The sequence below is a fragment of the Streptomyces sp. NPDC000941 genome (genome assembly GCF_053599555.1).
The window spans coordinates 1-26,175 of record NZ_JBSFMM010000163.1; the positions used below are offsets into that span (position 1 = coordinate 1).

The window sequence follows — 26,175 nt, forward strand, 5'->3', positions numbered from 1 at the left end:
CCACAAACCCAACACCCCCAACACATCCCCCTCCCCACCTACCCCTTCCAACACCAACACCACTGGCTCCCCCACCCCACCAAAACCACCACAGCATCAGCTCAACCCGGCATCCATCCGCTTCTCGACCAAGCCCTGCTCAAAAGCATGGGTCAATCTGTATTCCTCACGGAATTCACACCGGAACGGCAGTGGGTACTCTCCGAGCACAAATTACTCAACGAATCCATCGTCCCCGGCACCACCTATCTCGAAATGGCACGCGCGGCGGCTTCGGAGCATTTCGGCCGACCCGCGACCGAAATCAAGGATGTGCGCTTCCTCACCCCCATGCTGGTACGCGCCGAGGAGCGCAGGACAGCGCATACGGCCATCCGGGAGACGGGCAACGGAGTCGCCGAATTCACCGTCGCCAGCCAAGGGCCCGACGGCGGTCAGTGGACGATGCACGTCCAGGGAAGCGTCAGCGTCAACCCTCTGCCACAGCAGGCCCCGAGCCAGGACCTTGCGGAACTGCGGGCCCGCTGCGCCCTGGAGGTCGTCGATGTCCGCGTACGCCAAGCCAAGCACCAGTCCATGTGGTTCGGGCCGCGCTGGCAGGAGAGCCTGACCGAGGTGCACATCGGTGTGCGAGGCGCGCTCGGCCTCCTGTGCCTGCCCGATGCGTATCTGTCGGACTGCGCGGAGATGCCGCTGCACCCGGCGCTGCTCGACCTGGCCACCGGATTCGGCGGGTTCGCCGTGCTCAACGGCGAGGACGACCGCCAACGGGCCCGCGAGGACCGGGGGTTCTTCCTTCCCGTCGGATACGACTCGCTGCGCATCCACGCTCCCCTGCCACCCCGGGGCGTGAGCTTCATCCAGCCGTACCCCGGATACGAGGGAGCCCAGGAGATCCGCAAGGTCGACGTGGTGATCTGCGACGAGGCGGGGAACACCGCCATCGACATCAGCGGGTTCACCGTCAAACGCGTCTCGGACCCGCACCGAACCGTGGCCCGGCTCAGCGGCACCGCCCGCCACCATACGCTGCGCTGGGTCGACTCACCGGCCACATCCGGCGGACCGGAGCAACCACCGCCGCCGCGCAGGGCCCTGGTCGTCGGCGACCACCCGGGGGTCAGCGATGAATTGAGCGCGCTGCTGCGGACACATGGCGTGGACGTCACGGAGGTGACCCTCGCCGAGACCTGGGACGCGGACACTCCGGCCGAGCGCTTCCGCGTACCACCCACGGCGCAGGGGCTCGGCCGGCTGATCGGCACACTCTCGCCGGATGAGCTCGGCCGGCTCGACGAGGTCGTGTACATCGCCGGGGCGGCCCCCGATGACGTACAGCGGGAGCCGTCGGCGCTGGCCCGTCATCTCGGGCACAGTGTCGAAGGCTTCTTCCACTTCGTGAAGACCCTCTCCGAGCATGGCGCCCCACCGGGCAGGCTGAGTGTCGTCGCGCCCTGCGTATCCCGTGTCAGTGGGCATGAGGCAGACACACATCCCGTTCACGCCACGCTGTTCGGCATCGCGAAATCGGTCGGCCTGGAGAACGGTCATACGGACGTTCTCTGCCTCGACATCGCGCCGGACACCTCCCTTGATGACGTATGCGCCGAACTGCTCGGCGCTCGTGAGCCCGGCGCGGTCGCGCTGCGCGACGGGCGACGCCATGTGGCGGAGCTCGTACCCGTGGATCTCGCGGTGACCGCGCCGCCAGGAGCGTCCCGCCCGGACGGGGTGTATCTGATCACCGGTGGCCTGGGCGGGCTGGGCCTGGAGGTGGCCCAGCAGCTGAGCCGTAGCGTCCCCGGGATCCGGCTCGCGCTCGTCGGCCGGACCCCGGTGCCACCGCCCGACCGCTGGGACGGGACACCGGAGACCGACGACCGGTTGCGCGCGCGGATCGAAACGCTGCGCGAGCTGTCGACGAACGGCGCGCGGGTGCGTACGTACCGTGCGGATGTCACCGACCTCGCGCAGATGGCGGCGGTCGTCCGTGCCATCCGGGACGAGTGGGGGGCCATCGGCTGTGTGGTGCACGCGGCCGGAGTGGCGGGCGACGGATTTCTCTTCCGTAAGGACTGGGACACCTTCCGGCAGACCCTGGCGCCCAAGGTACTGGGCGCCACCGTGCTCGATCTCGTCACCGAGGACGAACCCCCTGCGCTGATGGTCAACTTCGGCTCGACCGCCTCGGTGTTCGGGGCGGCGGGACAGAGCGACTACACGGCCGCCAACAGCTATCTCGACCACTTCGCCGAGCACCGCACGGCGCGTGGACGGCCGACCGTGACGGTGGGCTGGTCCGACTGGATCGGGGTGGGAATGGCGAGCGATCACGGGGTCCGGCGGGACCAGGGCTTCTTCCGGTCGCTGTCCGTCGAGGACGGGATCGCGAGCTTCGAAGAGGTCCTTGTCTCCCGCTGTACGCGCGTGATCGTCGGCGAGATCAACCACGGCAGGCCGACGGCCCTGGAGAGCGACGGTCCCTCCACGGCCGGCCCCGGTGGGCAATCGGCGGCGGACCCCGACGTCACCCTCCTGGGCAGGGAGAGCGGCCGGTACAGCGAGCTGGAGATCGGACTCACTCGGATCTGGGCCAAGGAACTCGGGCTGTCCGAGCTGAACATCCACGCCAGTTTCTTCGACCTCGGCATCGACTCGCTCAACGCGTTGCGCATGGCTCAGAACATCGAGAAGCGCCTGGCCCTGCGGGTCTCGATGGCCGATCTGTTCCGTTACGCCAGCATCGCCGAACTCTCCGCGTACCTGACCGACGACAAACGAAAAGGTGGCAGTTCATGAGCATTCGCACGGTGGGTGTCATCGGCGCCGGCACGATCGGCCGCAGTGTCGCGCAGTCGCTCGCACAAGCGGGGGCGTACGAGGTGGTGCTCGTCGATATCGCGCAGAGCCAGCTCGACGGCGCGCTGAAGCAGATGGAGCGCGAGCTGCGGTTCCAGAAGGTGTTCAGCGCCCAGGAGCTCGAGAGCAGCCCCGAGACGATTCTCGCCCGGATCACCACGGGGACGGAACTGGCAAAGCTGGCCGATGCCGACTTCGTCGTGGAGAACGTCACCGAGAACTGGGACATCAAGCGCGCCGTCTACGAGGAGATCGACACCGTCTGCCGCCCCGGGGTGATCTTCGGGGTGAACACCTCGGCGGTGCCGATCACCCGGGTCGCCTCGGCGACCTCCCGGCCGGCCGAAGTCCTCGGCATGCACTTCATGAACCCCGTCCCCCTCATCGGGACGGTCGAGGTGGTCCGAGGACACTTCACCTCCGATGCCACCCTCGACATCGCTCTCGACCTGCTGAAAAACCTGGACAAGGAAGGCATCGTGGTCCAGGACTCCCCCGGTTTCATCACCAACCGGGTGCTCATGCTCACCATCAACGAGGCCATCTACTGCGTCCAGGACCAGGTGGCCACCGCCTCTCAGGTCGACCGCATGTTCAAGGGTTGTTTCAGCCACAAGATGGGCCCGCTGGAGACCGGCGACCTGATCGGCCTGGACACCATCCTCAACTCGATCAACGTCCTGTACGACAGCTTCAAGGACAGCAAGTACCGGCCGGCGCCGCTGCTGCAGAAGATGGTCGACGCCGGGCTGCTGGGCCGCAAGAGCGGCCAGGGCTTCTACGTGTACTGACCCCCGCCGCCACACCGCCACTTCAGCACGCAGGGCGCACCGTCAGCTCAGCACGCAGGGCGCACCGTCACTTCACTCAGGGAGCAGCGATGAACCATGACGAGGCGAGGAAACTGGTCCTGAATTTCCTGGCACCTCAGCTCGGTGGGCACACACCGGCCGAAGACGACGACATATTCGCCCTCGGGTATGTCAATTCCCTGTTCGCCGTGCAGCTCGCGGTCTTCGTGGAAAAGGCGACCGGAACGGAACTCGGCCCCGACGACATGGACTTCGAGAACTTCCGCACGACCGGGGGCCTGATCCGGCTGATCACATCCAAAACGGCGACCGCCGCGTGAACCGTCGCGACAGGCCCCTTGGCATGAGGATCGAGCTGCGTACGCCCGTGCCGGAGCGGTTGGCCGCGGAGATCGAGCGCCGCCTCTTCTTCGTGTCCCCGGACATCACCGGATACGAGGTGACGGCGGCGGACGGTGAGATAGCGGGGCTCACCCTGTACTCCCCGGCGCCGCTGGACCGGGCCGCCCTGACCGAGAAGGTCAACTATGTGGTCGACAGCGAGGTGCGGCCACAGCTGGCGACACGGCCCAAGGCGATCTGGACTTCGCCGCACCATCGGCGGACCCGTCCCGGCCTGTTCGACCGGCTGGTGCGCGAGGGCGCGGTGAGCGAGACGGGCGAGGGTCAGGTCGCCATCGGCGAGCCGCTGCTGTCGCTGTTCGCGTACTTCGACCGGGCGGTGCGAGACATCCTCGCCCAGGACTTCCAGGCCCGCGCCTACCGCTATCCGACGCTCGTCAGGACCGAGGCGCTGGCGACCGCCGGGTATTTCGCCTCGTTCCCCCAGCATTTGATGTTTGTGACGCGTCTGCACAACGACATTGATGTCTACCGGGATTTCCTGGAGCAATACGGCGGCGCGGGGCTCGACTCCGCGGTGCTCAGGTCCTGTGCGAATGTGGACTATTGTCTGCCGCCCACGATGTGCTACCACACCTTCCAGCAGTACCGCGGAAGGACTCTGGACGGCGACCGCCTCCATGTGGTGACGTCGCGGGGGAAGTCGTTCCGGTTCGAGGCGGGCTATGCGACGACGCTGGAGCGCCTGTGGGACTTCACCATTCGCGAGATCGTGTTCATGGGGGCGCGTCAGCAGGTCATCGAGGCGCGTGACCGCTTTATGCGGAAGATCTTCGGGTTCATCGAGGACCTTGGGCTGTCGGGGTGCTGCGAGGTCGGCAACGACCCGTTCTTCGGCAGTACGGATGCCTCCGAGCAGATCTGGTCCCAGCGGCTGCTGGAGCTCAAGTACGAACTGCGGCTCGATGTCGCTCCGGACCGGTCCATCGCCGTCGGCTCCTTCAATTTCCACGACGATCTGTTCGGAGGCCGTTTCGGTATCGACCACGGCACGGACGGCCCCGTCCGCAGCGGCTGCGTGGGATTCGGCCTGGAGCGTCTGGTCTACGCGTTCCTGTGCCAGTTCGGCACCGACACCGCCGAGTGGCCCGCCACCGTGCGCGAGGGCGTACGGTCCGTGGACGGAGGCTGAGATGGCCGATGCCCAGGCCGGCGGCCGGGCCCCGCGTACCCAGCGGGAGGAAATTCTCTGTGCGGTGTTCGCGGAGGTGTTGGGCGCCGATCAGGTGTCCGCCGACGTGTCGTTCTTCGATCTCGGCGGCAACTCACTGCTCGCGACCCGGCTGCGGAACCGGATCGGGAGCACCCTTGGCATCAGCCTCGCCCCGCGCACGGTGTTCGAGGCCCCGACGGTGGCGCTGCTGGCCGAGCGCATGGGCCGGGTGGACCGCGACCCGCTGCCCAGGATGCGCCCGATGGAGCGTGGCGACGAGATTCCGCTGTCGCCGACGCAGCGCCGGCTGTGGTTCCTGAATCTGCTGCACGGGGAAACGGGAAACTACAACATGCCCCTGGCCCACCGGCTGAGCGGTCCGCTGGACATCGCCGCCCTGCGCAGCGCCCTGGGCGACCTGGTCGACCGGCACGAGTCACTGCGTACGGCCTGCCCCGACTGGGACGGCCGGGCTCAGCAGGTCGTCCTCGACGCCGACGAGGCCCCGGTGGAGCTACCGGTCGTCCCGGTCACGGAGGGCGCGCTGTCCACCGCCTTGGCCGCCGAGGCCCGTCATGCCTTCGACCTCACCACCACGACCCCGGTGCGCGCCCGGTTGTTCCGGCTCTCCGACCACGAGCATGTGCTGCTCCTCGTCATCCACCACATCGCCTGCGACGGCTGGTCCACGGTGCCACTGCTACGGGATCTCGCCGAGGCCTATACGCACCGGCGCGGCGGTGCGCCACCGCCGTGGAGCCCGCTGCCCGTCCAGTACGCCGACTACAGTCTGTGGCAGCACGAGATGCTGGGCCGGGCCGACGCCCCGGACAGCGAGCTCAGCCGCCAGACACACTTCTGGCGGCGTGAACTGGTGGGTATGCCGGACCGGCTGGGGCTCCCCACACCACGCCCCCGCCCCGACACCCCCTCCCATCGGGGTGGCCGCGTCACCGCCAGGGTCTGCGCCACCACGCATCAGGCCCTGTACGACCTGGCCCATGAGACCGGCACCAGCGTGTTCATGGTCGTCCACGCGGCGCTGGCGACGCTGCTCACCGCGCGCGGGGCCGGCTCCGACATCGCCATCGGCACGCCCACGGCGGGACGTACCGACGAGCTGCTGGACGACCTGGTGGGCTTTTTCGTCAACACCCTGGTGCTACGGACCAGGACGGACGGTGACCCGACCTTCCGGGGGCTGCTGGCCCGGGTGCGGAATGTGGACCTGGCCGCGTTCGCCCATCAGGAAGTGCCGTTCGACCAGCTGGTCCAGGCGCTCAATCCGCCACGGTCGCCCGCCTGGCATCCGTTCTTCCAGGTCATGCTCGCGTTCCAGAACAACGCGGCCCCCGAGTTCCGGCTGCCGGAGCTGACGGTGCGGGCCGAGCCCGTCTATGAGGAGAGGACCCGCTTCGACCTCCGTTTCGAGCTGGTCGAGGCCTTCGCGGACGGCCGGGCGCCGGACGGTGTGGACACCACGCTCACGTACGCCCTCGATCTGTTCCCGCCCGAGGAGGCGCGGCGGCTGACGGCCGAGTTCATCGCGCTGCTCGACACGGTGGCCGACGAGCCCGACCTGCCGCTCAGCGCGCTCGGCGGAGCGGACGTACACCTCTCGGCTCGGCAGCGCCCGGCACGGCGGCGCGATCGCCGTCCCACCGCCACGCCTGCGGTGTCGGCGGCCGACCTCACGGGTGGCCCCAGGCTGGCCTTCGTCTGCTCTCCGTACGGTCAGCAGTGGGTGGGCATGGGGCGCCGGCTGTACGCAGCAGACCCGGTGTTCCGCGACGCCCTCGACGAGTGCGACCGCGAGCTGGCCCGGCATACGGGCTGGTCCCTGGTGCGGGAGTTGTTTCTCGACGAGCCGGAGGCCAGAACCGGTGACGTGGGGGTCATGCAGCCGGTCGTCTTCGCGCTGCAGGTCGGCATCGCGCGCTCGCTGGAAGCCGCCGGGGCCCGCCCGGAGGCGGTTGTCGGACACAGCGTCGGAGAGATCGCGGCGTGTGTGATCGCGGGGATCCTCGACGTCGCGGACGCGGCGCTGCTGATCTGCCACTACAGCGGTCAGCAACGCCGCGTGGCGGGCCCTGACCGCGGGATGGCGGCCATCGAGCTGCCGGCGGCCGAGCTCGACGCGTATCTGGCGGAGCGAGGCGGCGACCGGGTCCATGTGGCGACGAAGAACGGGCCGCGGACCACAGGGCTGGCCGGGGACCGGACCGAGCTGGAGGCGATCGTCACGGAGCTGACCGAACGCGATGTGCCGTGTGCCATGATCCGCGTCGACCTTCCCGCCCACAGCCCGGCCATCGACCTGATCGCGGATGATCTCAGGAAGGCCGTCGAGGGGATCACGGCGCGTCCCGGGCGCCTTCCGATGGTGTCGTCGGTGACGGGCGACTGGCTCGACTGGGTGGACATCACCCCGGACTACTTCGTCAGAAACCTCCGTCGGCCGGTGGAGCTCGCCGCGGCGACCAGGCGCCTGCTGACGGAGAAGTACAACGTCCTGGTCGAGATCAGCGCACACCCGGTGCTGGTGCCCGCGCTGCGGCAGAGCGTGGCGGACGGCGCCACGGCGGCCGCCGTCCTGTCCACGATGCGCCGTGCGGAGGACGACAGGACCGGAGTACGGGAGGCCCTGAGCGCCCTCGCACGGCTCGGTGTGGGTGTGCGGACGGGGACGGATGGGGAAGTGGCACGTCAGGATCCGCCGTGCCAAGAGTTCCAGAGTCGGGCGTAGGCGCCACCGTGGGCCACGAGCTCGTCATGCGTGCCCAACTCGGTGAGCCGCCCGTCGGCCATCACGGCGACCCGGTCGGCGTCGTGTGCGGTGTGCAGTCGATGCGCGATGGCGATGACCGTACGTCCTTCCAGCACCGCCGCCAGGGCCCGTTCGGTGTGGCGGGCGGTCGTGGGGTCGAGGAGCGCGGTGGCCTCGTCGAGTATCAAGGTGTGCGGATCGGCCAGGACCACCCGGGCCAGGGCCAGTTGCTGCGCCTGGGCGCCGTCGATCCGGTGTCCGTCGGCGCCCACCTGTGTGTCGAGCCCGTCGGGCAGCCCCGCCGCCCATTCGGCGCCCACGACGGCCAGCGCCTGCCGCAACTCGTCGTCGGTCACGGCCGGAGCCGCGAGCAGCAGGTTGTCACGCACCGTACCGGCGAACACATGGTGTTCCTGGGTCACGAGGACGATCTGTCTGCGCAGTCTGTCCGGGGCGAGGGTGGCGACCGGGACACCGCCCACCGTCACCGCGCCGGTCCGCGGCTCGTCGACGCCGGCGAGCAGCCGGCCGAGCGTGGTCTTGCCCGCCCCCGACGGGCCGACGACGGCGATGCGCTCACCAGGGCGGACGCTGAGGTCCACACCGTGCAGCACGTCCTCACCACTGCCGTCATAGGCGTAGCGGACATCCCGTACCTCGATGCGGTCGTCGGCCGGGGTGGGCGCGTCGGCATCGGTCCGCCGCTCCTTCGCGACCAGGCCGACGCCCTCGATACGGGCGAAGGACGCCCCGCTGCCCTGCAGTTGCTCCATCCACAGGAGGACCGTGTCCATCGGTGTGGACAGCTGCCGGAAGTACATCGCCATGGCCACCACCGTGCCCAGGCTGACCGCCTGCTGTTCGAACAGCGCGCTGCCCGCCATCAGCACCGCGACCACCGGCAGGACCTGGGAGACGTCGATGGCGGGAAACAGCACGCTGCGCAGGAACAGCGTCCGGTGCTGAGCGCTCCGGACCCGCTCGATGGCCGCCACACAAGCCGCGACGCGGCGTTCCTGGAGGCCAAGGGCCTCCACGGTGCGGGCGCCTGCCGCCGTGGTGACGAGTACTTCCGCCAGTGCGGAGTCGGCCGCCCCCTCGGCGAGGTAGGCGGGGTGGGCGCGGCGCAGATACCACCGGGCGGCGAACCAGATGCCGAGCAGCGCGACGACCCCGATGCCGCCGAGGAGCGGGTCGAGGGCGAAGGCCGCCCCGAGGACGAAGAGCACCTGGACCATGGCCATGGACACCTCGGGCCCCGCGTCGCGCAGCGTCGTGCCCACGGTGGCGATGTCGTTGGTGCCGCGCGCGGTGAGGTCGCCGGTGCCACCGCGTTCGGCGGCGGACGCGGGCAGCGCGAGCACCCGGTCGACGAACTGCTCGCGGATCCGCGCCGATGTCCGTTCGCCGAAGCGGTGGCCGGCGTACCGGGCGTACCGGGAGAGGAGCAGCTGGGCCAGCGAGCACACGAGCATAATGACGGCTAGGCGGTCCACGTCGGCCACGGTGCCGCCGCGTTTGACGGTGTCGACGATGCGGCCGAGCAGCCACGGCCCGACGAGACCGGCGGCCGCGGCCAGCGCGTTGAGGAGGACCACCACGGCGAAGGCGCGGCCGTCCGCTTTGATCAGCCCGAACGCGGCCCGGCGGGCCCGGCGCGGGTCGGCTACGGGCAGCAGCCCGGAACCCGGTCCGGATTCGGGTTCGGGTTCGGGTTCGGGTGAGGACGCCGCCTTGGTCCCGGTCTTCATCGGGCGGTCCTTTCGGAAGGACGGGCGGACGGACCAGGTCTCCGGTCGTCGTGAGTCGTGTCCCCGTCCTCGCCCTCGGCGCCGTCCCCGTCGTCGTCGCCGTCCTCGTCCTCCCCGCCTCGGGAGACGAGCCGGCGGTAGCCGGGCTGTGAGCACAGCAGTTCGCGGTGGCCGCCGACCGCGGCGGCGACGCCGTCGACCAGGTAGTACACGGTGTCCGCGTGGTCGAGGAGGAGTGGCGAGGTGGTGGTGACGAGGGTGGTACGGCCGGACCTCGCGGCGCGCAGCCGGGCCGCGACGACCGCTTCGGTGTGCGCGTCGACCGCCGAGGTGGGGTCGGTGGCCAACAGCACCTCGGGGTCGGCCGCCAGCGCGCGGGCGAGGCGTATGCGCTGTCGCTGGCCGCCGGAGAGGTTGCCGCCCTGCGCGGTGACGGCCGCTTCGAGCCCGTCGGGCAGTGCGTGCACGATGTCCTGCGCCGCCGCGGTGTGCACCGCCGAGGTGAGGGTCCGCTCGTCCCGGTCGTGCCGCCCCGAGATGACCTCGCGCAGCGGGCCGGAGAAGAGGTCGGCCTCGTTGTCCGCGACCACGATCCGGGCGCGCAGATCCGCGCGGGCGCACGCGTCGAGGCGGGTGCCGCCCCATACGGCCGCCGAGTCGACGAACCCGGCGAGCCGGTCGACCACCAGCGAGGTCTCCGCGGCGACGGCTCCGACCAGCGCGGTCAGTTCACCGGGGGCGACCGTGACACCGGAGTCCGGGTCGTGGAGCTCGGACGGGGTCGGGGGCGGGGCGGCGGCGGGGATGGCGTCGGGCCGTTCGGGGCGCAGATTGAGGAAGCGGATCACCTGGCGGGCGGCGACCAGCCCGCGGCCGAGGTCGTAGCCCCCTTCGATGAAGAAGGACACGGGCACGACGAGGACCGCGACATAGCCGTAGACCGCGACGAGTTCGCCCACGCTGATGCTCCCCTGGGCCGCGAGCCGGGCCGCCAGCCAGGTCACCGCCGCCAGGAACAGCGTGGGCAGGCCGACCCCGAGCGCCTGGATCCAACTGGTCACCGCGCCGACCCGGTATCCCTCGGCCATGAGCTGCCGCGATTCACGCCCGTAGCGCTGGGCGTACATGCTCTTGCCACCCAGGCCGTTCAGGACACGCAGTCCGCCGGCCATGTCCACGAATCGGGCGGTGAGAGTGCCCTGGTGGGCGCGGTACGCGGTTTCCACGCTCTGAAGTCGGCCGAGAAGCGGGCCGACCAGCACGGCCAGCAGCGGCACACCGAGCAGCACCACGACGGCGAGCAGCACGGAGACGGAGAAGAGCAGCCCGGCGACCACCACATAGGCGAGTGCGGCGCCGACACCGGGCCCGGTGATGGTCAAGGTCTGGCTGATCCGCCAGACATCGGAGATGCCGATGGTGACGACTTCTCCGGCGGTGACATGACGGGGCAGTTCCGCGCCCAGCCGGGTGGCCTGTCCGACCACGCTGCGGACCGTACGGAAGACGGCGTCCATCCTGACTTTCGTCATCGTGCGGTGCCGCATGATGCCCAGCCAGGCGTTGAGGACGCCGACTCCGAGCAGGGCCGCGACCCAGCCCATGAACGCCCCCGAACGGCCGGGCACGAGGCCGTCGTCAATCGCCCGGGACAGCAGATACGGCGGAAGAGTCAGTCCAACCATCCATAAACTGCCCAATAGCGAGCCGGTGACAATGCGATGGCGCTGGCTGGTGATCAGCCACCATAGGTAACGCCCCGCGCTGCGAGAGTCCGGAACCCCAGGGTCCGTGTCAGATTTCCTCACCGCACACACACTAGTTGACATGAGCCCACCATGAAGCAATAATAACATGCGGCATATGACCACAACCGAACCAGTGCAGCAGCATCTCTCAACGGTGCGACTGCAGACGGGGATGGGTGATGAAAGATGCCGCGACGCCGAGCCCTGAAGGGACGGCCTTCTCACTGTCACACGCGCAACGCGGACTCTGGCTCCTCAAACTGCTCGATGACACCGGGACAGAACAGAATCTTCCGATGTGGACCGATCTCGGTCCCGGAACAAACCGCGAACGCACGGAATTTGCGCTAAACTTTCTGATCGCCCGGCACGACGCGCTTCGACTCGTATTCAGCACCGGGCCCGATGGGCCTCGCCAATCCATACTCCCCCACTACCGGTTCGAACTGCCGCTGTCCGATCTCACGTCGCACGCCGATCCAGCGGAAGAGTTCGACCGTCAGATACGCGCTGACAACGCGAAGCCCTTCGACTTTTCCCGCCCTCTCCTGAGAGGTTGTCTGTTCAAGCTTGCGGATGACCGATTCCGGCTCTATCTGAATGTGCACCATCTCATATCGGACGGCCTCAGCAACGCGATTGTGCAGCGTGAGCTGATAGCCTTCGCCGACATGCTCGAGAAAGGCACGCCCCCCGACCTGCCGGCGCTGCCGACGTCCTACGAAAGTCATGTCCGCGAGGAGCCGGCATGGCTCGCGAGCGCGGAAGGCGTCGCTTCGGCCGCGTATTGGCGTGCGGAGTTGCGCCCCCCGCTGCCCCGGCTGCGCCTCGCCGACGGCGGGCGCCCCGCCACCTCGCCGGGAGGCACCACCTTCGCCTCCATGACGTTCCATCTCGACGCGGAGACCACCGTGGCGGCCCGGGCGGCGGCGCGCGGTGTGCGCGTCACGGTCAACACCCTGTTCATGAGCGCTTACGCCGTCGCCCTCACCCAGCTGACCGGCGACGACGAACTGATCATCGGCGTGCCGTTCTCCGGGCGCCACTCCATGGAGCTGATGGAGCTCGTCGGGCTCTTCGCCAATATGGTGGCGGTCAGGGCCGATCTGTCGGGCGCTGTCACCTTCGCCGACGCGACGGCGCTGGTCAACGAGAAGAGTCTGCGGGCGTACGAGCACAGCCGCTACCCCTTCGACCTGGCGGTGGAACAGGCCAACCCCCGGCGCGACGGCGGGCGGAACCCCACCTTTCTGACCATCTTCCAGGTGGCCGCCTTCCTGCCACCCGAGCATATGGCTCCACAGGTCGACGTCGGGTTCTACGGAAAGCCGGACGCCGGCCGCTTCGCGTTCCGCGTCAACTACGACACGGGTCGGCTGACCCCCGAACGGGCCACCGCCCTGGCGGCCGCCTTCCGGACGGTCGTTGACCGCGTGACCGCCGATCCGTCCGTGCCCCTCGCCGAACTGCGCCCGGCGGCGCCGACGGTATCGCAGGCAGCGGTGACGCGCGGCGGCCGGCTGCAGCGCCTTATCGACGCACGGCATCGCGCGCGCGAGGAGTGAGACCGACACCGGTCGGCACCCGGGCCGAAACACCTTCCGACGGAGAGGCTGCAAGGAATGCGGGTTCCTCCCCCACCCGAAATCGAGCAGCACATCGTGGCCATATGGCGTGAGGTGCTGAAGATCGATTCTGTCGGGCTCTACGACAACTTCTTCGACCTGGGGGGAAACTCGTTACAGCTGGCCCGAGTGCATATGCGATTACGTGAATCGATCGCCCCCGACCTCCCCCTGACGGCGCTCTTCGATCTTCCCACCGTTTCCGCGCTGGTGTCCTATCTCAGCAGCTCACAGGACCGGGAAGCGGGCGCGTTCGACGAGAGCAGGCTCCGCGCCCAGCAGCAGCGACGGCACCGCCGTACCTTTCGCGGCCCGGACCCAGGGGACCGCCTATGACCGAGCAGCCGTACGGGGCCGATGACATCGCTGTGATCGGAATGGCTCTCCATGTGCCCGGTGCGGACGACATCGACACCTTCTGGGAGAATCTGCGCGACGGAGTCGAGTCCATAAAGCCGTGTACGGAAGAAGAGTTGGACAGCCTCGGGGTTTCGGCCGAGCGGCGTCGTCACCCTCATTTCGTGAACACCGCGGGCCTCATACCAGGAGTATCGCTCTTCGACCACCAGTTCTGGGGCTACTCTCCGAGAGAGGCCGCGCTGCTTGATCCGCAACAACGGCTCTTCCTGGAAACCGCATGGGAGTCGCTGGAGCACGCGGGCTACGATCCGTTCACCTATGACGGCGCCATCGGTGTCTATGCCGGTATGGGACTGAGCCGCTATCTTCTGCGCAATCTCCTCAGAAATCCGGACGTGTCGGACGCCGATTCCCCGATGCTTCTGATGGGAAACGACAAGGACTTCCTCGCCACCCGGGTCTCCTACCATCTGAATCTGCGCGGGCCGAGTCTGGCCGTGCAGACGGGCTGTTCCACCTCCCTGGTCGCCACGCATCTGGCCGTCGACGCGCTGCTGAGCTACCAGTGCGATCTGGCGCTCGTCGGCGGCGCCACCGTCACCCCGCCACAGCTGACCGGATACCTCAGAATGCCGGGCAGCACCGCGTCCCCCGACGGGCACAGCCGGGCCTTTGACGCGGAGGCCGCCGGAACGGTGTTCGGCAACGGCGTGGCGGCCGTCGTGCTCAAACGCCTCCCGGAGGCGGTCGCCGACCGGGACACGATTCAAGCGGTGATCAAGGGGTCCGCCGTCAACAACGACGGCGCCGGCAAGGTCGGCTTCGCGGCACCGGGGATCAGCGGCCAGGCCGAGGTGATCGTACGCGCGCAGCGGGTCGCCGAGGTCACGGCCGATACGGTGAGCTACGTCGAGGCCCACGGCACGGCCACCCGGCTCGGCGACCCCGCCGAAGTGGCTGCGCTCACCCGCGCGTTCCGCGACACCACGGACCAGGTGGGCTACTGCGCCCTGGGGTCGGTGAAGACCAATGTCGGCCATCTCGACACGGCGGCCGGGGTCACCGGGCTGATCAAAGCCGCCCTGGCACTGAGCCACGGGCAGATCCCCGCGTCGCTCCACTTCAAGACCCCCAACCCCGAGATCGACTTCGAGCGCAGCCCGTTCTATGTGAACACCGAGTTGCGCGCGTGGCCGCGGGGCGCGACACCGCGCAGGGCCGGGGTCAGCGCCTTCGGCTTCGGCGGCACGAACGCCCATGTCGTACTGGAGGAACCGCCCCGACGGGCGCCGACACCCGCCGGGGCGCGCCCCCAGGTGCTGATGCTCTCCGCCAAGACCGCCGACGCGCTCGAACACGCCACCAACCGGCTCGCCGACCAGCTGCGTGATCACCCGGAACAGTCCCTCGCCGACATCGCGTACACCACACAGGTGGGCCGGGCGAGATTCGCCCATCGCAGGAGTGTGGTCTGCCGGGACCACGAGGACGCGGTGGAGTTGCTGTCCGCCACGGGGGACCCGCGCTGGCGGAAGCTGCGCGAGGCCAGACAGGGACGCACGGTGGCGTTCATGTTCTCCGGCGTCGGTGACCAGTACGTCGGCATGACCCAGGACCTCTACGAGGACGAGCCCGTCTTCGCCGCCGCCGTCGACGAGTGTGCCGAGTCCTTGCGCCCGCACCTCGGCATCGATCTACGCGATGTGCTCTACCCGGAGCGCGGCGCCCCGAGAGTCGAGGGGCCCCGCGCACGCGGCCGGCTCGATATGGCCGGGATGTTCAGCGGCGCCCCGCCGGAGGACGAACTGCGCGCCACCACGCTGGCCTATCCGGCCGTCTTCTGCGTCGAGTACGCGCTCGCCCGGCAGCTGACCGCCTGGGGGGTACGGCCCGCCGCCCTCATCGGGCACAGCCTCGGCGAGTATGTGGCCGCGACCGTCGCCGGGGTGTTCACCCTCCACGACGCGCTGCGCCTGATCGTGCACCGGGCCCGGCTGATCGACGAGCTGCCCGGTGGGGCGATGCTGGCCGTGTCGCTGTCACCGGACGCGCTCCGCCCGCGCCTGACCGGCAGCGGGCTCTCCATCGCCCTTCTCAACGGCCCGCGGCTGACCGTGGTGGCCGGTCCTTCCGAGGCGGTGGACGCACTGGCGCGGGAGCTGTCGGCCGAGGAGATCGCCTGTCGGCCCCTCGGGACCCGGCACGCCTTTCACACCCCGTCGCTCGAGCCGATGGTCGCCCCGTTCACCGAGGCGCTGCGCACGGTCGAGCTGTCGCCGCCGGCGACTCCGCTGCTCTCCAATATGACGGGGACGTGGCTGACCGCCGCCGAGGCCACCGACCCCGCGTACTGGGGCAGGCAGAGTGCGCGCACCGTCGACTTCGCGGGCGGGCTGCGGGAGTTGTGCGCGGACCGCGATCACGTCCTCCTCGAGCTCGGCCCCGGCCAGGCTCTGTGCTCGCTGGCCGCCGAGCAGCTGCTCGACGCGGACCGGCCCGTGGACGGGCTGGTCCTCCCCTCCGTACGCGCCTGGTACGACCACCGGGAGAGGGACACCTCACTCCTCCATGACGTCCTGGGCCGGCTGTGGCTGGCGGGCGCCGATGTCGACTGGCCCGCCGTGCACGCACCGCGGAAACCGGGCCGGGTGCCCCTGCCGAGCTATCCGTTCGAGCGCACCCGCGCCTGGGTGGACCCGCCTGTGCCGGGCGCCGTCCCCGCTTCCGGCGCGGAAACCGGGGAGCGGGACACCGGGGAGCGGGACACCGGGGAGCGGGTCTTCGCCCCGTCATGGCGCTCGCTTCCCTTTCCGGTGGCCGATCCGCGGAACACCACGGCCGCCGGGGAGCGTTGGCTGATCCTCGCGGACGGCGGCGGAGTGGCGCGGGCCCTGGCCGGCCGTATCCTCGCAGGCGGCGGGGCAGCGCTCCTGGTCGAACCCGGCACGGGATTCGAGCCGGTCGACAAGCTGCGGATCCGGATCGACCCGGCGCGCTCCGAGGACTACGACGCCCTCGCGGACCACCTCACCCGGACCGGTTTCGACTGCACCCATGTCGCGCATCTGTGGAGCCTGGACCCGGGCCACGGGCCACGGGAGGATCCGGCGCGGGCCCTGACCCTTGGCTTCCGGAGCCTGGCGTACACGGCCCGCGCGCTGGCCGCCCCCCGTGCCGACGGACACGCGCCGGCCCCCCGTACCGAGGACGAGCCACTGCGGATCTGGGTGGTGACGAGCGGTATCGCCGCGGTCGAGAGCGGTGACGTACTCCGCCCGGAAACGGCCGCCCTGCGAGGTCCCGCGCTGTGCGTCCCCCAGGAGTACCCGAAGGTGAGCGTCGACATCGTCGATGCCGGTACGTGGGCCGAGCGCCCCGCGGCCCTGACCGAACGGCTCCTTACGGTCGTCAGGGAACCCACGCGCCCGCGGGCCACCCAGCGGCTGACCGCCTTCCGCGGCGACCGCCGCTGGCTGCCTGGGCTCGAACCGCTGCCGCTGTCCGACACCGGCCCCGCCCCCTATCCGCTGCGGCCGGGCGGGGTCTGTCTGATCACCGGCGGACTGTCCCGGATCGGCCTGGACATCGCCGATGAACTCGCCACCCGCGCCCGGGCCAGACTCGCTCTGGTCACCGGTGTCTCCTTCCCGGCAGCCGAGCGTTGGCCCGACTGGCCGGCCGAGTACGGTCCGGACGATCCCACGAGCAGGCTCATCGTGCGGCTGTGCGCGATACGGGACCGCGGCGCGGACGTCCTCGTGGTACGGGCCGACACCACCGACCGCACCTCGACCCGTGCCGCCATCGACGCGGTGGAGAAGGTGTTCGGCCAGGTCAACGCGGTGGTGCAGGCCGAGGGCTCACCCGCTCGCGAGGCCGTCGCCCCGCTCGGGGAGCTCGCCACGGGGCAGGACTGCGCCGACGCCGTTCCGCGCGCGCAGGTCGCAGGCTGCCGAGTCCTGGTGGATCTGTTCGGCGACGCGGAGCTGGACTTCTGCCTCCTCGTCTCGTCCAACGCGGCCCTGCTCGGCGGTATCGGCCTCACCGGCCACAGCGCGGGCAGCGCGTACCTGGACGCCACCGCCTGCCGGCAGCGGGCGCTCACGGGCAGGCGCTGGATCAGCGTCAATCTGGAGGAGTGGGCGGAGCCGGACACCTCGCGGCGGTCCGATCGCACACCACGCTACGCCATCGCGCCCGACGACGGTGTCCGCGTGGTGCGGCGCCTCATGGAATGGTGCGACGAGCCGCAGGTCAGTGTCGTCACGAGTGATCTGGAAGCGCGCCTCGACCGCTGGGTCGGACACCCCGGCCACGAGCCCGCCCGCTCCCCCGCGCCCGAGGCCCGTCGCCATCCGCGCCCCCAGCTGGACACGGCGTTCGTGGCGCCCGACGGTGAGCGCGAGGCGGCGATCGCCACCGTCTGGCAGGACGTGCTGGGCATCGAGGGCATCGGCCGCGACGACAACTTCTACGCCCTGGGTGGACATTCCCTTCTCGCGACCCAGGTCGTGGCCCGGGTGAGGTCGCTCTTCGACCTGGACATCCCGCTGGTCAGCCTGTTCGGCGCGCCCACCGTCGGTGGTTTCGCCGAACGGGTCGCCAGGCTGACCTCACCGGTGCCCGACGTGTCCGGCGCGCCCTCGGCCAGCCGGGCCGAAGCCTCTTCCGGGGACGGTCCCCCGCCGCTGCTGAGGCGGCTGGGGCCGCGCCGCGACACCGGGCCGCGGCTGCTCTGTTTCCCGTACGCAGGTGGCGGCGCCTCCGTCTTCCAGGAGTGGGGACGTCTGCTCCCCGCGCATATCGAGCTGTGGGCCGTACAGCTCCCCGGGCGCGAGGACCGCCTCCTCGAGCCTCCGACGAGCCTGCTGGATCCGCTGCTCGACGCCCTGGAGCGTACTCTGCTGCCCCTGCTCGACCGGCCGTTCGTGTTCTTCGGCCACAGCATGGGGGCCATCGTGTCCTGGTCGCTGGCCGACCGGATGCGCGAAGAACACCAAGTTCAGCCCGACCACGTCTTCGTCTCCGGCTGCAGACCACCCAACCTCGGCGCGCCTCGCCGTCCATGGCACCACATGCCCGACGAGGAGCTGATCGCGGAGCTCCGCCGGATGGAGGCCACGCCGGAAGTGATCCTCACCGATCCCGAGCTGCGCCGGCTGTTCCTGCCCACCATCCGCGCCGATCTCACCATCGCCGAGTCCTACCAGAGCCCGCCGGGCAGACGGCTGACCTGTCCCACCACCGCGTTCCGCGGCAGTGGCGATGTCCACGTGCCCCTGGACCGGCTGCGGCATTGGGGAGCACTCACCGAAGGGGCCTTCGACTGGGAGGAGTTCACGGGAAGCCATCTTTTCCTGGCCGACTCACGCGAAGCGGTGGTCGAGCAGATCGTCCGGCGCCTGAGCAGCAGCTGAAGCCGTCTACCCGTCGGCGCGCCCGGCGCCGCGGTCCTGTGAGGAGGACAGATGGACAGTCGCCTCGTACGGCCCGGCGACGATGTCGCGACCGTCGTGGTCGATGTGGAGGGGACGCTCGACCTGGCTGTTCTGCGGCAGGCCGCCGACTGGTTGACGGGGCGACACGGGGCACCGTGCGCCGCCGCGCCGGTGGACGTCGTCGATCTGCGGACACTGCCGCCCGAGGAACGCTCCGCGGCGGCCGTCGACCGGCTGCTGGAGCGGATGTGGCTGCCGTACGACACGGCCACGCATCCTCTGGTCCGGCTGACCGCGCTCCAGGTCGACGAGGACTGGTACGCCGTCCTCGCCTCCGCACACCGCGGCCGCGTAGACACCCGCTCGCTGGACATTCTGACCGAGGAGCTGTGGCAGGCGTACGGAGCCTTCGCCGCCGGCGCCCTCGAGTCGCTACCGGCCGCGGCCCCGGCGGCCGGAAGCCAGGTGGGCCGGCCGGCCCGCCCGGTGCACCGCATCAGGACAGTGTCCACCGATCTGCCCGGGGCGACGGCGGCGGGGATCCGCAGCATGGCGCGCGCGGCGGGCGTGCCGTGCTCCGCCGTGGCCCTCGCGGCCGTCGCCGTGCTCCTGGACAGCGTGGACGCCGACGCGCCCACGGACCAAGGGCGCGAGCACGTCATCGACCTTGTCACGGACGAACGGCCGCGGCCCGGCCTTGACCGGGCCGTCGGTCCCTTCGAGGAGGCGCTGCGCGTACGGGTCGATCTGGCGGGCGGCCCGCCCTTCGCCGATGTCGTCGACCACATCGGCAAGTCGTTGGCCCTGGGGCCGGGCGGTGAACACCTGGAGGAGGGCCGCGTAACGCTGCGCCGGCGCCGGGAGTTGCGCCTTCCGCACGTATCAGGGCTGGCCCTGGACGTCCTCGATCTCGGCGCCGCCATGAGCCGTTCCCCGCTGGAGTTCGCCTTTACGGAACGGGAGTCCGTCCTCGGCCTGACCGTGGGATGGCGCGAGGATGTGCTCGGCGAGGACACGGCCGACCGGATACTCGATGCCCTCCGGGACATCCTGGCCACCGCCGTGGCCTCCCCGGGCGAACCGGTGTTCCGGCTGCTGCCGCAGGCCGGGCTGTCAAAGGCCCCGACCGACCTCGAGGCGCGCGTCGCCGCCGTCTGGGCCGCGGAGCTCGACGTCGACGTGCTCGACATGGACACCGACTTCTTCGAGCTCGGCGGCAACTCGTTCCAGGGCGCCGCCGTGATCGGGCGTCTGCGCAGGGAGCTGGGCATCGACCTCCCGCTGCGCCACATCTTCGACCAGCCGGCCACGGTCGCGCGGCTCGCCCGGGAAATCGAGCGTATCCAGAGGGGACAGTGATCATGGAAAGTGATGTGCGCAGCCGTATCACCGACTATCTCTCCCGCTTCTTTCCGGTGGGAGAGCTGCGGCCCGAGGAGGACTTCTTCAAACTCGGCTTGGTGAACTCCTTGTTCGCCATGCAGATCGTGGCATTCGTGGAGCACGAGTTCGGCATCACCGTGGAGAACGACGATCTGCACCCGGACAACTTCCGGTCCGTACAGGCGCTGGATCTCTTCGTCAGCGGCAAGCTCAGCGCATCCGCCGCACAGTGAGCATCAGCGCGGGTCACCGGGCCGTCCGTGCGGAGTTCCGGAAGTTCACCGACCGTGTCGTGGCTCCGTACGCCGAGGACTTCCACCGCGACCAGCACACTCCGGACGCGGTGATCAAGGCGCTGGCCGACCGCGGCTACCTGGGGCTGCCGATCCCCGAGGAGTTCGGCGGGGGCGGAGGTGACGCGGTCACGGTGGGGCTGCTCGCCGCGGAACTGGGCCGGGCGTGTTCGTCGGTGCGCAGCCTGTTCACCGTGCACACCATGGTGGCGCACGCGATCGCGCGGTGGGGCAGCGGGGCGCAGCGGCGGCGGTGGCTTCCGCTCCTTGCGACGGGCGAGCGGATCGGGGCGTTCGCCCTGTCCGAACCCGAGGTCGGCAGCGATGCGGCGGGCGTCACCACGCGCGCCGTTCCGGACGGCCGTGGATGGCTGCTGCGGGGCCGCAAGAAGTGGATCACCTACGGGCAGATCGCCGATGTGTTCCTCGTGATCGGGCGTACGGAGCAGGGGCCGACCGCCTTTCTCGTGGAGCGCGGCACGGAGGGGCTGACCACCGAACCGATCACCGAGCTGATGGGGATCAGGGCGTCGATGACCGCCGAGGTGCGCCTCGATGGATGCACGGTGGCCGATGAGAACCTTCTCGGCCGGCCGGGCCTCGGGGTGTCCCATATCGCCGGAGCCGCCCTCGACCTCGGCCGTTACACCGTGGCCTGGGGCTGCCTCGGCATCATCGACGCCTGTCTTACGGCCTCCGTCGGCTATGCGGGCGGGCGCGAGCAGTTCGGCGCTCCCCTCAAGGAGCATCAGCTGGTCCGGCAGATGATCAGCCGGATGTTCACGGATCACCGGGCCGCCGAGTTGCTGTGTCTGGACGCGGCCCGGCTGCGTGACGAACGCGCCCCCGACGCTCTCGCGGCCACTTCGCTCGCCAAGTACTTCGCGTCCACCGCCGCCGTGCGCTGCGCCTCGGACGCGGTGCAGATCCACGGGGCGAACGGCTGCGCCGCCGGCTATCCGGTCCGGCGTCACTACGGCGACGCCAAGGTCATGGAGATCATCGAGGGAAGCTCCCAGATCCACGAGGTCAATCTGGCGGAGTACGCGTTCCAGGAGTTCTCACCGGGACGGCACCGGCCGGCCCCCGCGGCGGAGAGGAGCGGCATATGACGGTCAAGTGCGTGGTCTGGGATCTGGACAACACGCTGTGGGACGGGGTGCTCCTCGAAGACCCCGGGGTCCGGCTGCGCCCCGATGTCCCGCGGATCATCGAGGCCCTGGACGAGCGCGGGATCCTGCACTCCGTCGCGAGCCGTAACGACGCCGGGACCGCCCGGGCGAAGCTGCGTGAACTCGGCCTGGACGAGTACTTCCTGCACCCCCAGATCACCTGGGGCAGCAAGTCGGAGTCGTTGAAGGCCATCGCGGCGGCGCTCAACATCGGCGTGGACGCCCTCGCCTTCGTCGACGATCAGCCGTTCGAGCGCGACGAGGTCGCCTTCGCCCTGCCCGAGGTGCGGTGCTTCGACGCCACAGAGGTATCACTCCTGCCCGACCTCCCCGAATTCCAGGTGCGCGACGTCACCGCGGACGCCAGAAACCGGCGGCTGCTCTACCGGGCCGACGAACGGCGCAAGCAGGCCGAGGACGGCCATTCGGGGACGGCGGACGAGTTCCTTGCCTCGCTGGACATGACGTTCACCATCTCCCCCGCGCGCGAGGAGGACCTTCGCCGGCTCGAAGAGCTCACCGTCCGCACCCACCAGCTGAATTCGACCGGCTACACCTACTCGTACGACGAACTCGACGCGCTGCGCACATCACCGGACCATCTGCTCCTGATCACCGAACTGACCGACCGCTACGGCGGATACGGAAAGATCGGACTCGCGCTCGTCGAGCGGAACTCGACCGCCTGGACCGTGAAGCTGCTGCTGATGTCGTGCCGGGTGATGTCGCGCGGGGTGGGTTCCGTGCTGCTCAACCACCTGGTCCACGAGGCGCGCGGGGCCGGTGTCCGGCTGTTCGCCGAGTTCCTGCCCACCGATCGCAACCGGGCGATGTATGTGACGTACAAGTTCTCCGGCTTCATCGAGTCCCGCACGGAGGGGGACCTGGTGGTCCTTGAGCACGACTTCACGAATCTGCAGGGCTTCCCTCCGTATATGAACGTCGTGTCCCGTTAAGATCAGGAGTCAGCGCCGTGCCGTCCGACACTCTGCACACGAGATTCGAGGCCGTCGCCAGGGCCCACCCCGACCACACGGCCGTCACCGGGACGGGCGGATCCCTGACCTATCGCACGCTCGACCGGCTCAGCGACGAGCTCGCCGCCGCGCTGGCCCCGGTGGTGCGGGAGGACCGGCTGGTCGCGATACGGGTGGGGCGCGGAGCGCATCTCCCCGTCGCGGTGCTGGGCGTGCTGAAGGCCGGTTGCGGATATGTACCGGTGGACCCGGACTACCCGGAGGCCCGCCGACGCTACATCCTCGACGACTCCGCGGCCCGACTGATCGTCACCGACGGCCCCTGCGACCCCCGCGAGGAGGCCGTGGCCACGGCCGGAGCCCTGACCGTCGCGGCCCGTCCGGCGGGCCCCGCACCGCGGGTGCCCGACGATGTGGCGTACGTCATCTACACCTCGGGCTCGACCGGTTTACCCAAGGGGTGCGTGGTCCGCCACCACAACGTGCTGAGCCTGATGGACCATACGCGACCGCTCTTCCGCTTCCGGTCCACCGACGTCTGGACGCTCTCCCACTCGATGAGCTTCGACTTCAGCGTCTGGGAGATCTGGGGCGCGCTGCTGTACGGCGCGCGGCTGGTCGTGGTGGACAAGGAGACGTTGGCGGATCCCGATGCGTTCAAGGCTCTGGTCGCGACCGAGGGCGTCACCGTGCTCAACCAGGTGCCGTCGGTCTTCAGCCGGCTCGACCAGGTGTCCGACGACGGACCGGCCTGGCCGACCCTGCGCTATCTGATCTTCGGCGGCGAGGGACTGCAGTCCGAGAACCTGCGCGCCTGGCTGCGCCGGGGCATCGCGCCCGGGGCCGAACTCATCAACATGTACGGCATCACGGAGACCACGGTCCATGTCACCTTCTGCCGGCTGACACCTCAGCTGCTGGAGTCCGTACAGCCGGGCCGCAGCCCCATCGGACGGCCCCTGCCCCATCTCGGGGTGTCCCTGCGGGACGAGGACGGCAACCCCGCGCCACCCGGGACGCCCGGTGAGATCTGGGTGGCGGGCGAGGGTGTCTGCGCCTGCTACCTGGGTCGGCCCGAGCTGACGGCCGAGCGGTTCGTGGATGGCGGGCCCGGGGCAGGAGGGGTCCGCCACTACCGCAGCGGCGATTGGGCCGTGCGGGACGCGGAGGGCGATCTGCACTACATCGGACGCCGCGACGACCAGGTGAAGCTGCGTGGCTTCCGTATCGAGTTGGGAGAGGTGGAATCCGCCGTCAGTTCCTTCCCCGGGGTCCGCCACGCCGCGTGTGCCACGGAGGTCATCGCGTCCGGGTACACCATCCTGGTCGCCTATGTCGTGGACGCGGACGAACGGGCCCCGGTCGATCCGGCCGCGCTGAACAGACACCTCGCCGCGACGCTCCCCGCCCATCTGCGGCCCCAGCGGCTGCGGAAGATTCCCCACCTGCCGCTCGGCCCGAACGGCAAGACCGACAAGTCGGCGCTCGCCGCCATGGCCACAGCCACTGCCGCCGCTGCCGCCGTGGACGACGCGCCACGCGACCGGGCGCGGCGCGGCCGACGCCATGTGTATCCACCCCGGAGGACGTGAATGAGGCCCGACCCATCCGCCGTGGTGCTCGCGTTCGACTTCCCGGGCCGCCGGGTCGCGAGCGGCTTCGACCTGTTGTTCAAGCAACTGCCCGAGGTGACGGGCCGGTTGGTGACGGTCCCGGACGCGGTACGCCCCTTCACCGCCGCCTGCTACGTGGACGCGGCCGTATCGGCGGTCCCGGACGGGGCTGCCGTGCTGGCCGCCGCCTTCTGCTCCGCGGCTCCGCTGGCCCAGGACGCGATCGCGCACCTCGCCGCGCGCGGTGTCCCGACCCTGGGGCTGCTGCTCGCGGATCCTGTCGTCCCGGGCGAGTACACCCTCCGCGACGCGCTCGTGAACACGCTGGGGCAGATCGGCCGGGACGATGTGGAGGACCTGATCGAGGCGCTGGTCAGGGACGACACCCTGGACGCCGAGCCGGAACTGTGGCGCCGGCGGGTCCTGCGCACCGTACGGGAGACGTTGGCCGAGGCGCTGGGCTGTGCCACCGACGATGAGACCGTGGTGGGGCTGTCGAGCCGGTACACCGCCTATCTGGACTTCGTCCTCGCCACCAGATCCGCCGGCTTCTCCCCCTACCCCGGCCGTTGCGTCGCCCTCTCCTCGGCCGGCCATACGATGCCGCCCGACTGGCCCGGCCTGCCATCGGTCGGCCACCGGCAGACGGCCTCGGCCCGCCGGGATCTCCTGGGCTCATCGGAGCTCAGAGCACAGTTACTCGACCTGCTCGCCGACCCGCCATGCGTATGACGCCGGGGCGTGGCGGCCCGGCGGCACTGCCGAAGGCGTTCCGGCGGATATGGGCCGCCTCGGGCGTTTCGGCATTCGGCGACGGCGTCCATCTGGCCGCCCTCCCCCTGCTCGCGGCGAGCGTGACGCGCGACCCGGTGGTGATCTCCGTGGTCGCCGCCGCGACCCGGGTGCCCTGGCTGCTCTTCGGCCTGATCGGCGGCGCGCTCGTCGACCGCTGGGACCGCCGCCGCACCCTGTGGATCTCGGACGCCGCACGCGCCGCGCTGCTCCTCGCGGCGGTGGCCGGTGTGTGCGCCGGGCTCATCGGCATCCCGCTGCTCATCGCGCTCGCGTTCTTCCTGTGCGTCGGCCAGATCCTGTACGACACCGCCGCCTCCGCCTATCTGCCCGAACTGCTCGACCGGGACACCGAGTTGCTGAAGCGGGCCAACACGCGGTTGCAGGGCACACAGACCGCCGTGAACGGCTTCCTCGGCCCGCCGGCGGGGGCCGCCATGTTCTCCCTGGGCCGCGCCGTACCCCTGCTCGCGGACGCCCTGACCTTCCTCTTCAGCGCCCTGACCATCCGCTCGCTGCCGAAAACACCTCCCAGGCCACGTACCGAAAAAGGTCCGTTGCTCGCCGAAGCCCGCGCCGGGGCCGCCTACTTGGTGCGCAACCCCGTACTACTCGGGCTGTCGCTGCGCCCCGCCGTCGGAAACCTGGCCTTCGGCGCCGGCACGGCGGTCTTCGTCCTGTTCGCCCAGGAGGAACTGCGCCTCGGCCCGGCGGGATACGGACTGCTGCTGGCCACCGAAGCGGTGGGCGGTCTGGCGGGCGCCGCGCTGGCCGGGCGGCTCGCCGACCGGATCGGCATCGGGGGCGCGCTGACGCTGAGCGCCTTCCTCCTGGTCGGCGCCCAGTTGGCCCTCGGTCTCAGCGCCGGCCCGGTGGCAGCGGGGGCGGCGATCGTCGTACGCGCCGCCGCGTTCGGCATCACGATGGTCCTGGGGCCTTCGGTACGTCAGGCCATCGTGCCCGACGACCTCATGGGCCGGGTCTCCGCAGCCGCCCGGCTGATGGCCGTCGCCCCCGCCCCGCTCGGCGC

At 70.1% G+C, this 26,175-nt stretch carries 17 protein-coding genes; 15 read left to right on the forward strand and 2 right to left on the reverse strand.

Annotation, left to right across the window (positions count from 1 at the left end; genetic code table 11):
• Window positions 1-111: 111 nt before the first annotated feature.
• From ACWDSL_RS37500 to ACWDSL_RS37520, 5 genes are all read left to right on the forward strand, one after another.
• The gene (locus tag ACWDSL_RS37500; RefSeq protein ID WP_450492442.1) at window positions 112-2,799 is read left to right on the forward strand and encodes an SDR family NAD(P)-dependent oxidoreductase; all 2,688 of its coding nucleotides are present in this window, start codon (window positions 112-114) and stop codon (window positions 2,797-2,799) included.
• Window positions 2,796-3,650, forward strand: coding sequence for a 3-hydroxyacyl-CoA dehydrogenase family protein (locus tag ACWDSL_RS37505; RefSeq protein WP_450492427.1), 855 nt, complete (start codon window positions 2,796-2,798; stop codon window positions 3,648-3,650). The genes ACWDSL_RS37500 and ACWDSL_RS37505 overlap by 4 nt, the downstream gene beginning before the upstream one ends.
• Window positions 3,651-3,739: 89 nt before the next feature.
• A complete protein-coding gene (locus tag ACWDSL_RS37510; protein WP_450492428.1) occupies window positions 3,740-3,991 on the forward strand; it encodes an acyl carrier protein in 252 nt (83 codons plus the stop codon).
• 23 nt (window positions 3,992-4,014) lie between these two features.
• Window positions 4,015-5,205, forward strand: coding sequence for a hypothetical protein (locus tag ACWDSL_RS37515; RefSeq protein ID WP_450492429.1), 1,191 nt, complete (start codon window positions 4,015-4,017; stop codon window positions 5,203-5,205).
• Window position 5,206: 1 nt separating this feature from the next.
• Window positions 5,207-7,972 (forward strand): condensation domain-containing protein, encoded by a 2,766-nt coding sequence (locus tag ACWDSL_RS37520; RefSeq protein ID WP_450492430.1) that lies wholly within the window; start codon window positions 5,207-5,209, stop codon window positions 7,970-7,972.
• Here the strand turns inward: ACWDSL_RS37520 and ACWDSL_RS37525 are convergent.
• Together ACWDSL_RS37525 and ACWDSL_RS37530 are read right to left on the reverse strand one after the other, a co-directional pair.
• Window positions 7,933-9,744 carry an ABC transporter ATP-binding protein gene (locus ACWDSL_RS37525; RefSeq protein WP_450492431.1) on the reverse strand — a complete coding sequence of 604 codons (1,812 nt, stop codon included), beginning with the start codon at window positions 9,742-9,744 and terminating at the stop codon, window positions 7,933-7,935. The two genes, ACWDSL_RS37520 and ACWDSL_RS37525, sit on opposite strands and share 40 nt — an antisense overlap.
• The gene (locus ACWDSL_RS37530; protein ID WP_450492432.1) at window positions 9,741-11,573 is read right to left on the reverse strand and encodes an ABC transporter transmembrane domain-containing protein; all 1,833 of its coding nucleotides are present in this window, start codon (window positions 11,571-11,573) and stop codon (window positions 9,741-9,743) included. The genes ACWDSL_RS37525 and ACWDSL_RS37530 overlap by 4 nt, the downstream gene beginning before the upstream one ends.
• Window positions 11,574-11,671: 98 nt before the next feature.
• Between ACWDSL_RS37530 and ACWDSL_RS37535 the strand changes: the two genes are divergently transcribed.
• The 10 genes from ACWDSL_RS37535 to ACWDSL_RS37580 all read left to right on the forward strand — a co-directional run.
• Window positions 11,672-13,057, forward strand: coding sequence for a condensation domain-containing protein (locus ACWDSL_RS37535; RefSeq protein WP_450492433.1), 1,386 nt, complete (start codon window positions 11,672-11,674; stop codon window positions 13,055-13,057).
• 57 nt (window positions 13,058-13,114) lie between these two features.
• Window positions 13,115-13,453 carry a phosphopantetheine-binding protein gene (locus tag ACWDSL_RS37540; RefSeq protein ID WP_450492434.1) on the forward strand — a complete coding sequence of 113 codons (339 nt, stop codon included), beginning with the start codon at window positions 13,115-13,117 and terminating at the stop codon, window positions 13,451-13,453.
• Entirely contained in the window at window positions 13,450-18,894 is a 5,445-nt protein-coding gene (locus ACWDSL_RS37545; protein ID WP_450492435.1) for a beta-ketoacyl synthase N-terminal-like domain-containing protein, read from the forward strand. The genes ACWDSL_RS37540 and ACWDSL_RS37545 overlap by 4 nt, the downstream gene beginning before the upstream one ends.
• A 51-nt stretch (window positions 18,895-18,945) precedes the next feature.
• On the forward strand, window positions 18,946-20,274 hold the full coding sequence (locus ACWDSL_RS37550) for a phosphopantetheine-binding protein (protein WP_450492436.1): 1,329 nt from the start codon (window positions 18,946-18,948) through the stop codon (window positions 20,272-20,274).
• 2 nt (window positions 20,275-20,276) lie between these two features.
• Complete coding sequence (locus tag ACWDSL_RS37555) at window positions 20,277-20,531, forward strand: acyl carrier protein (RefSeq protein ID WP_385616493.1); 255 nt, start codon at window positions 20,277-20,279, stop codon at window positions 20,529-20,531.
• Window positions 20,528-21,703: an acyl-CoA dehydrogenase family protein gene (locus ACWDSL_RS37560; protein WP_450492437.1), complete on the forward strand. Its 1,176-nt coding sequence runs from the start codon at window positions 20,528-20,530 to the stop codon at window positions 21,701-21,703. The genes ACWDSL_RS37555 and ACWDSL_RS37560 overlap by 4 nt, the downstream gene beginning before the upstream one ends.
• On the forward strand, window positions 21,700-22,719 hold the full coding sequence (locus tag ACWDSL_RS37565; RefSeq protein ID WP_450492438.1) for an HAD-IIIC family phosphatase: 1,020 nt from the start codon (window positions 21,700-21,702) through the stop codon (window positions 22,717-22,719). The genes ACWDSL_RS37560 and ACWDSL_RS37565 overlap by 4 nt, the downstream gene beginning before the upstream one ends.
• Window positions 22,720-22,736: 17 nt before the next feature.
• Complete coding sequence (locus ACWDSL_RS37570; protein WP_450492439.1) at window positions 22,737-24,332, forward strand: amino acid adenylation domain-containing protein; 1,596 nt, start codon at window positions 22,737-22,739, stop codon at window positions 24,330-24,332.
• The gene (locus ACWDSL_RS37575) at window positions 24,333-25,085 is read left to right on the forward strand and encodes a hypothetical protein (protein ID WP_450492440.1); all 753 of its coding nucleotides are present in this window, start codon (window positions 24,333-24,335) and stop codon (window positions 25,083-25,085) included.
• The coding region (locus tag ACWDSL_RS37580) for an MFS transporter (RefSeq protein ID WP_450492441.1) at window positions 25,076-26,175 on the forward strand (1,100 nt) is incomplete at its 3' end. The genes ACWDSL_RS37575 and ACWDSL_RS37580, both read left to right, overlap by 10 nt.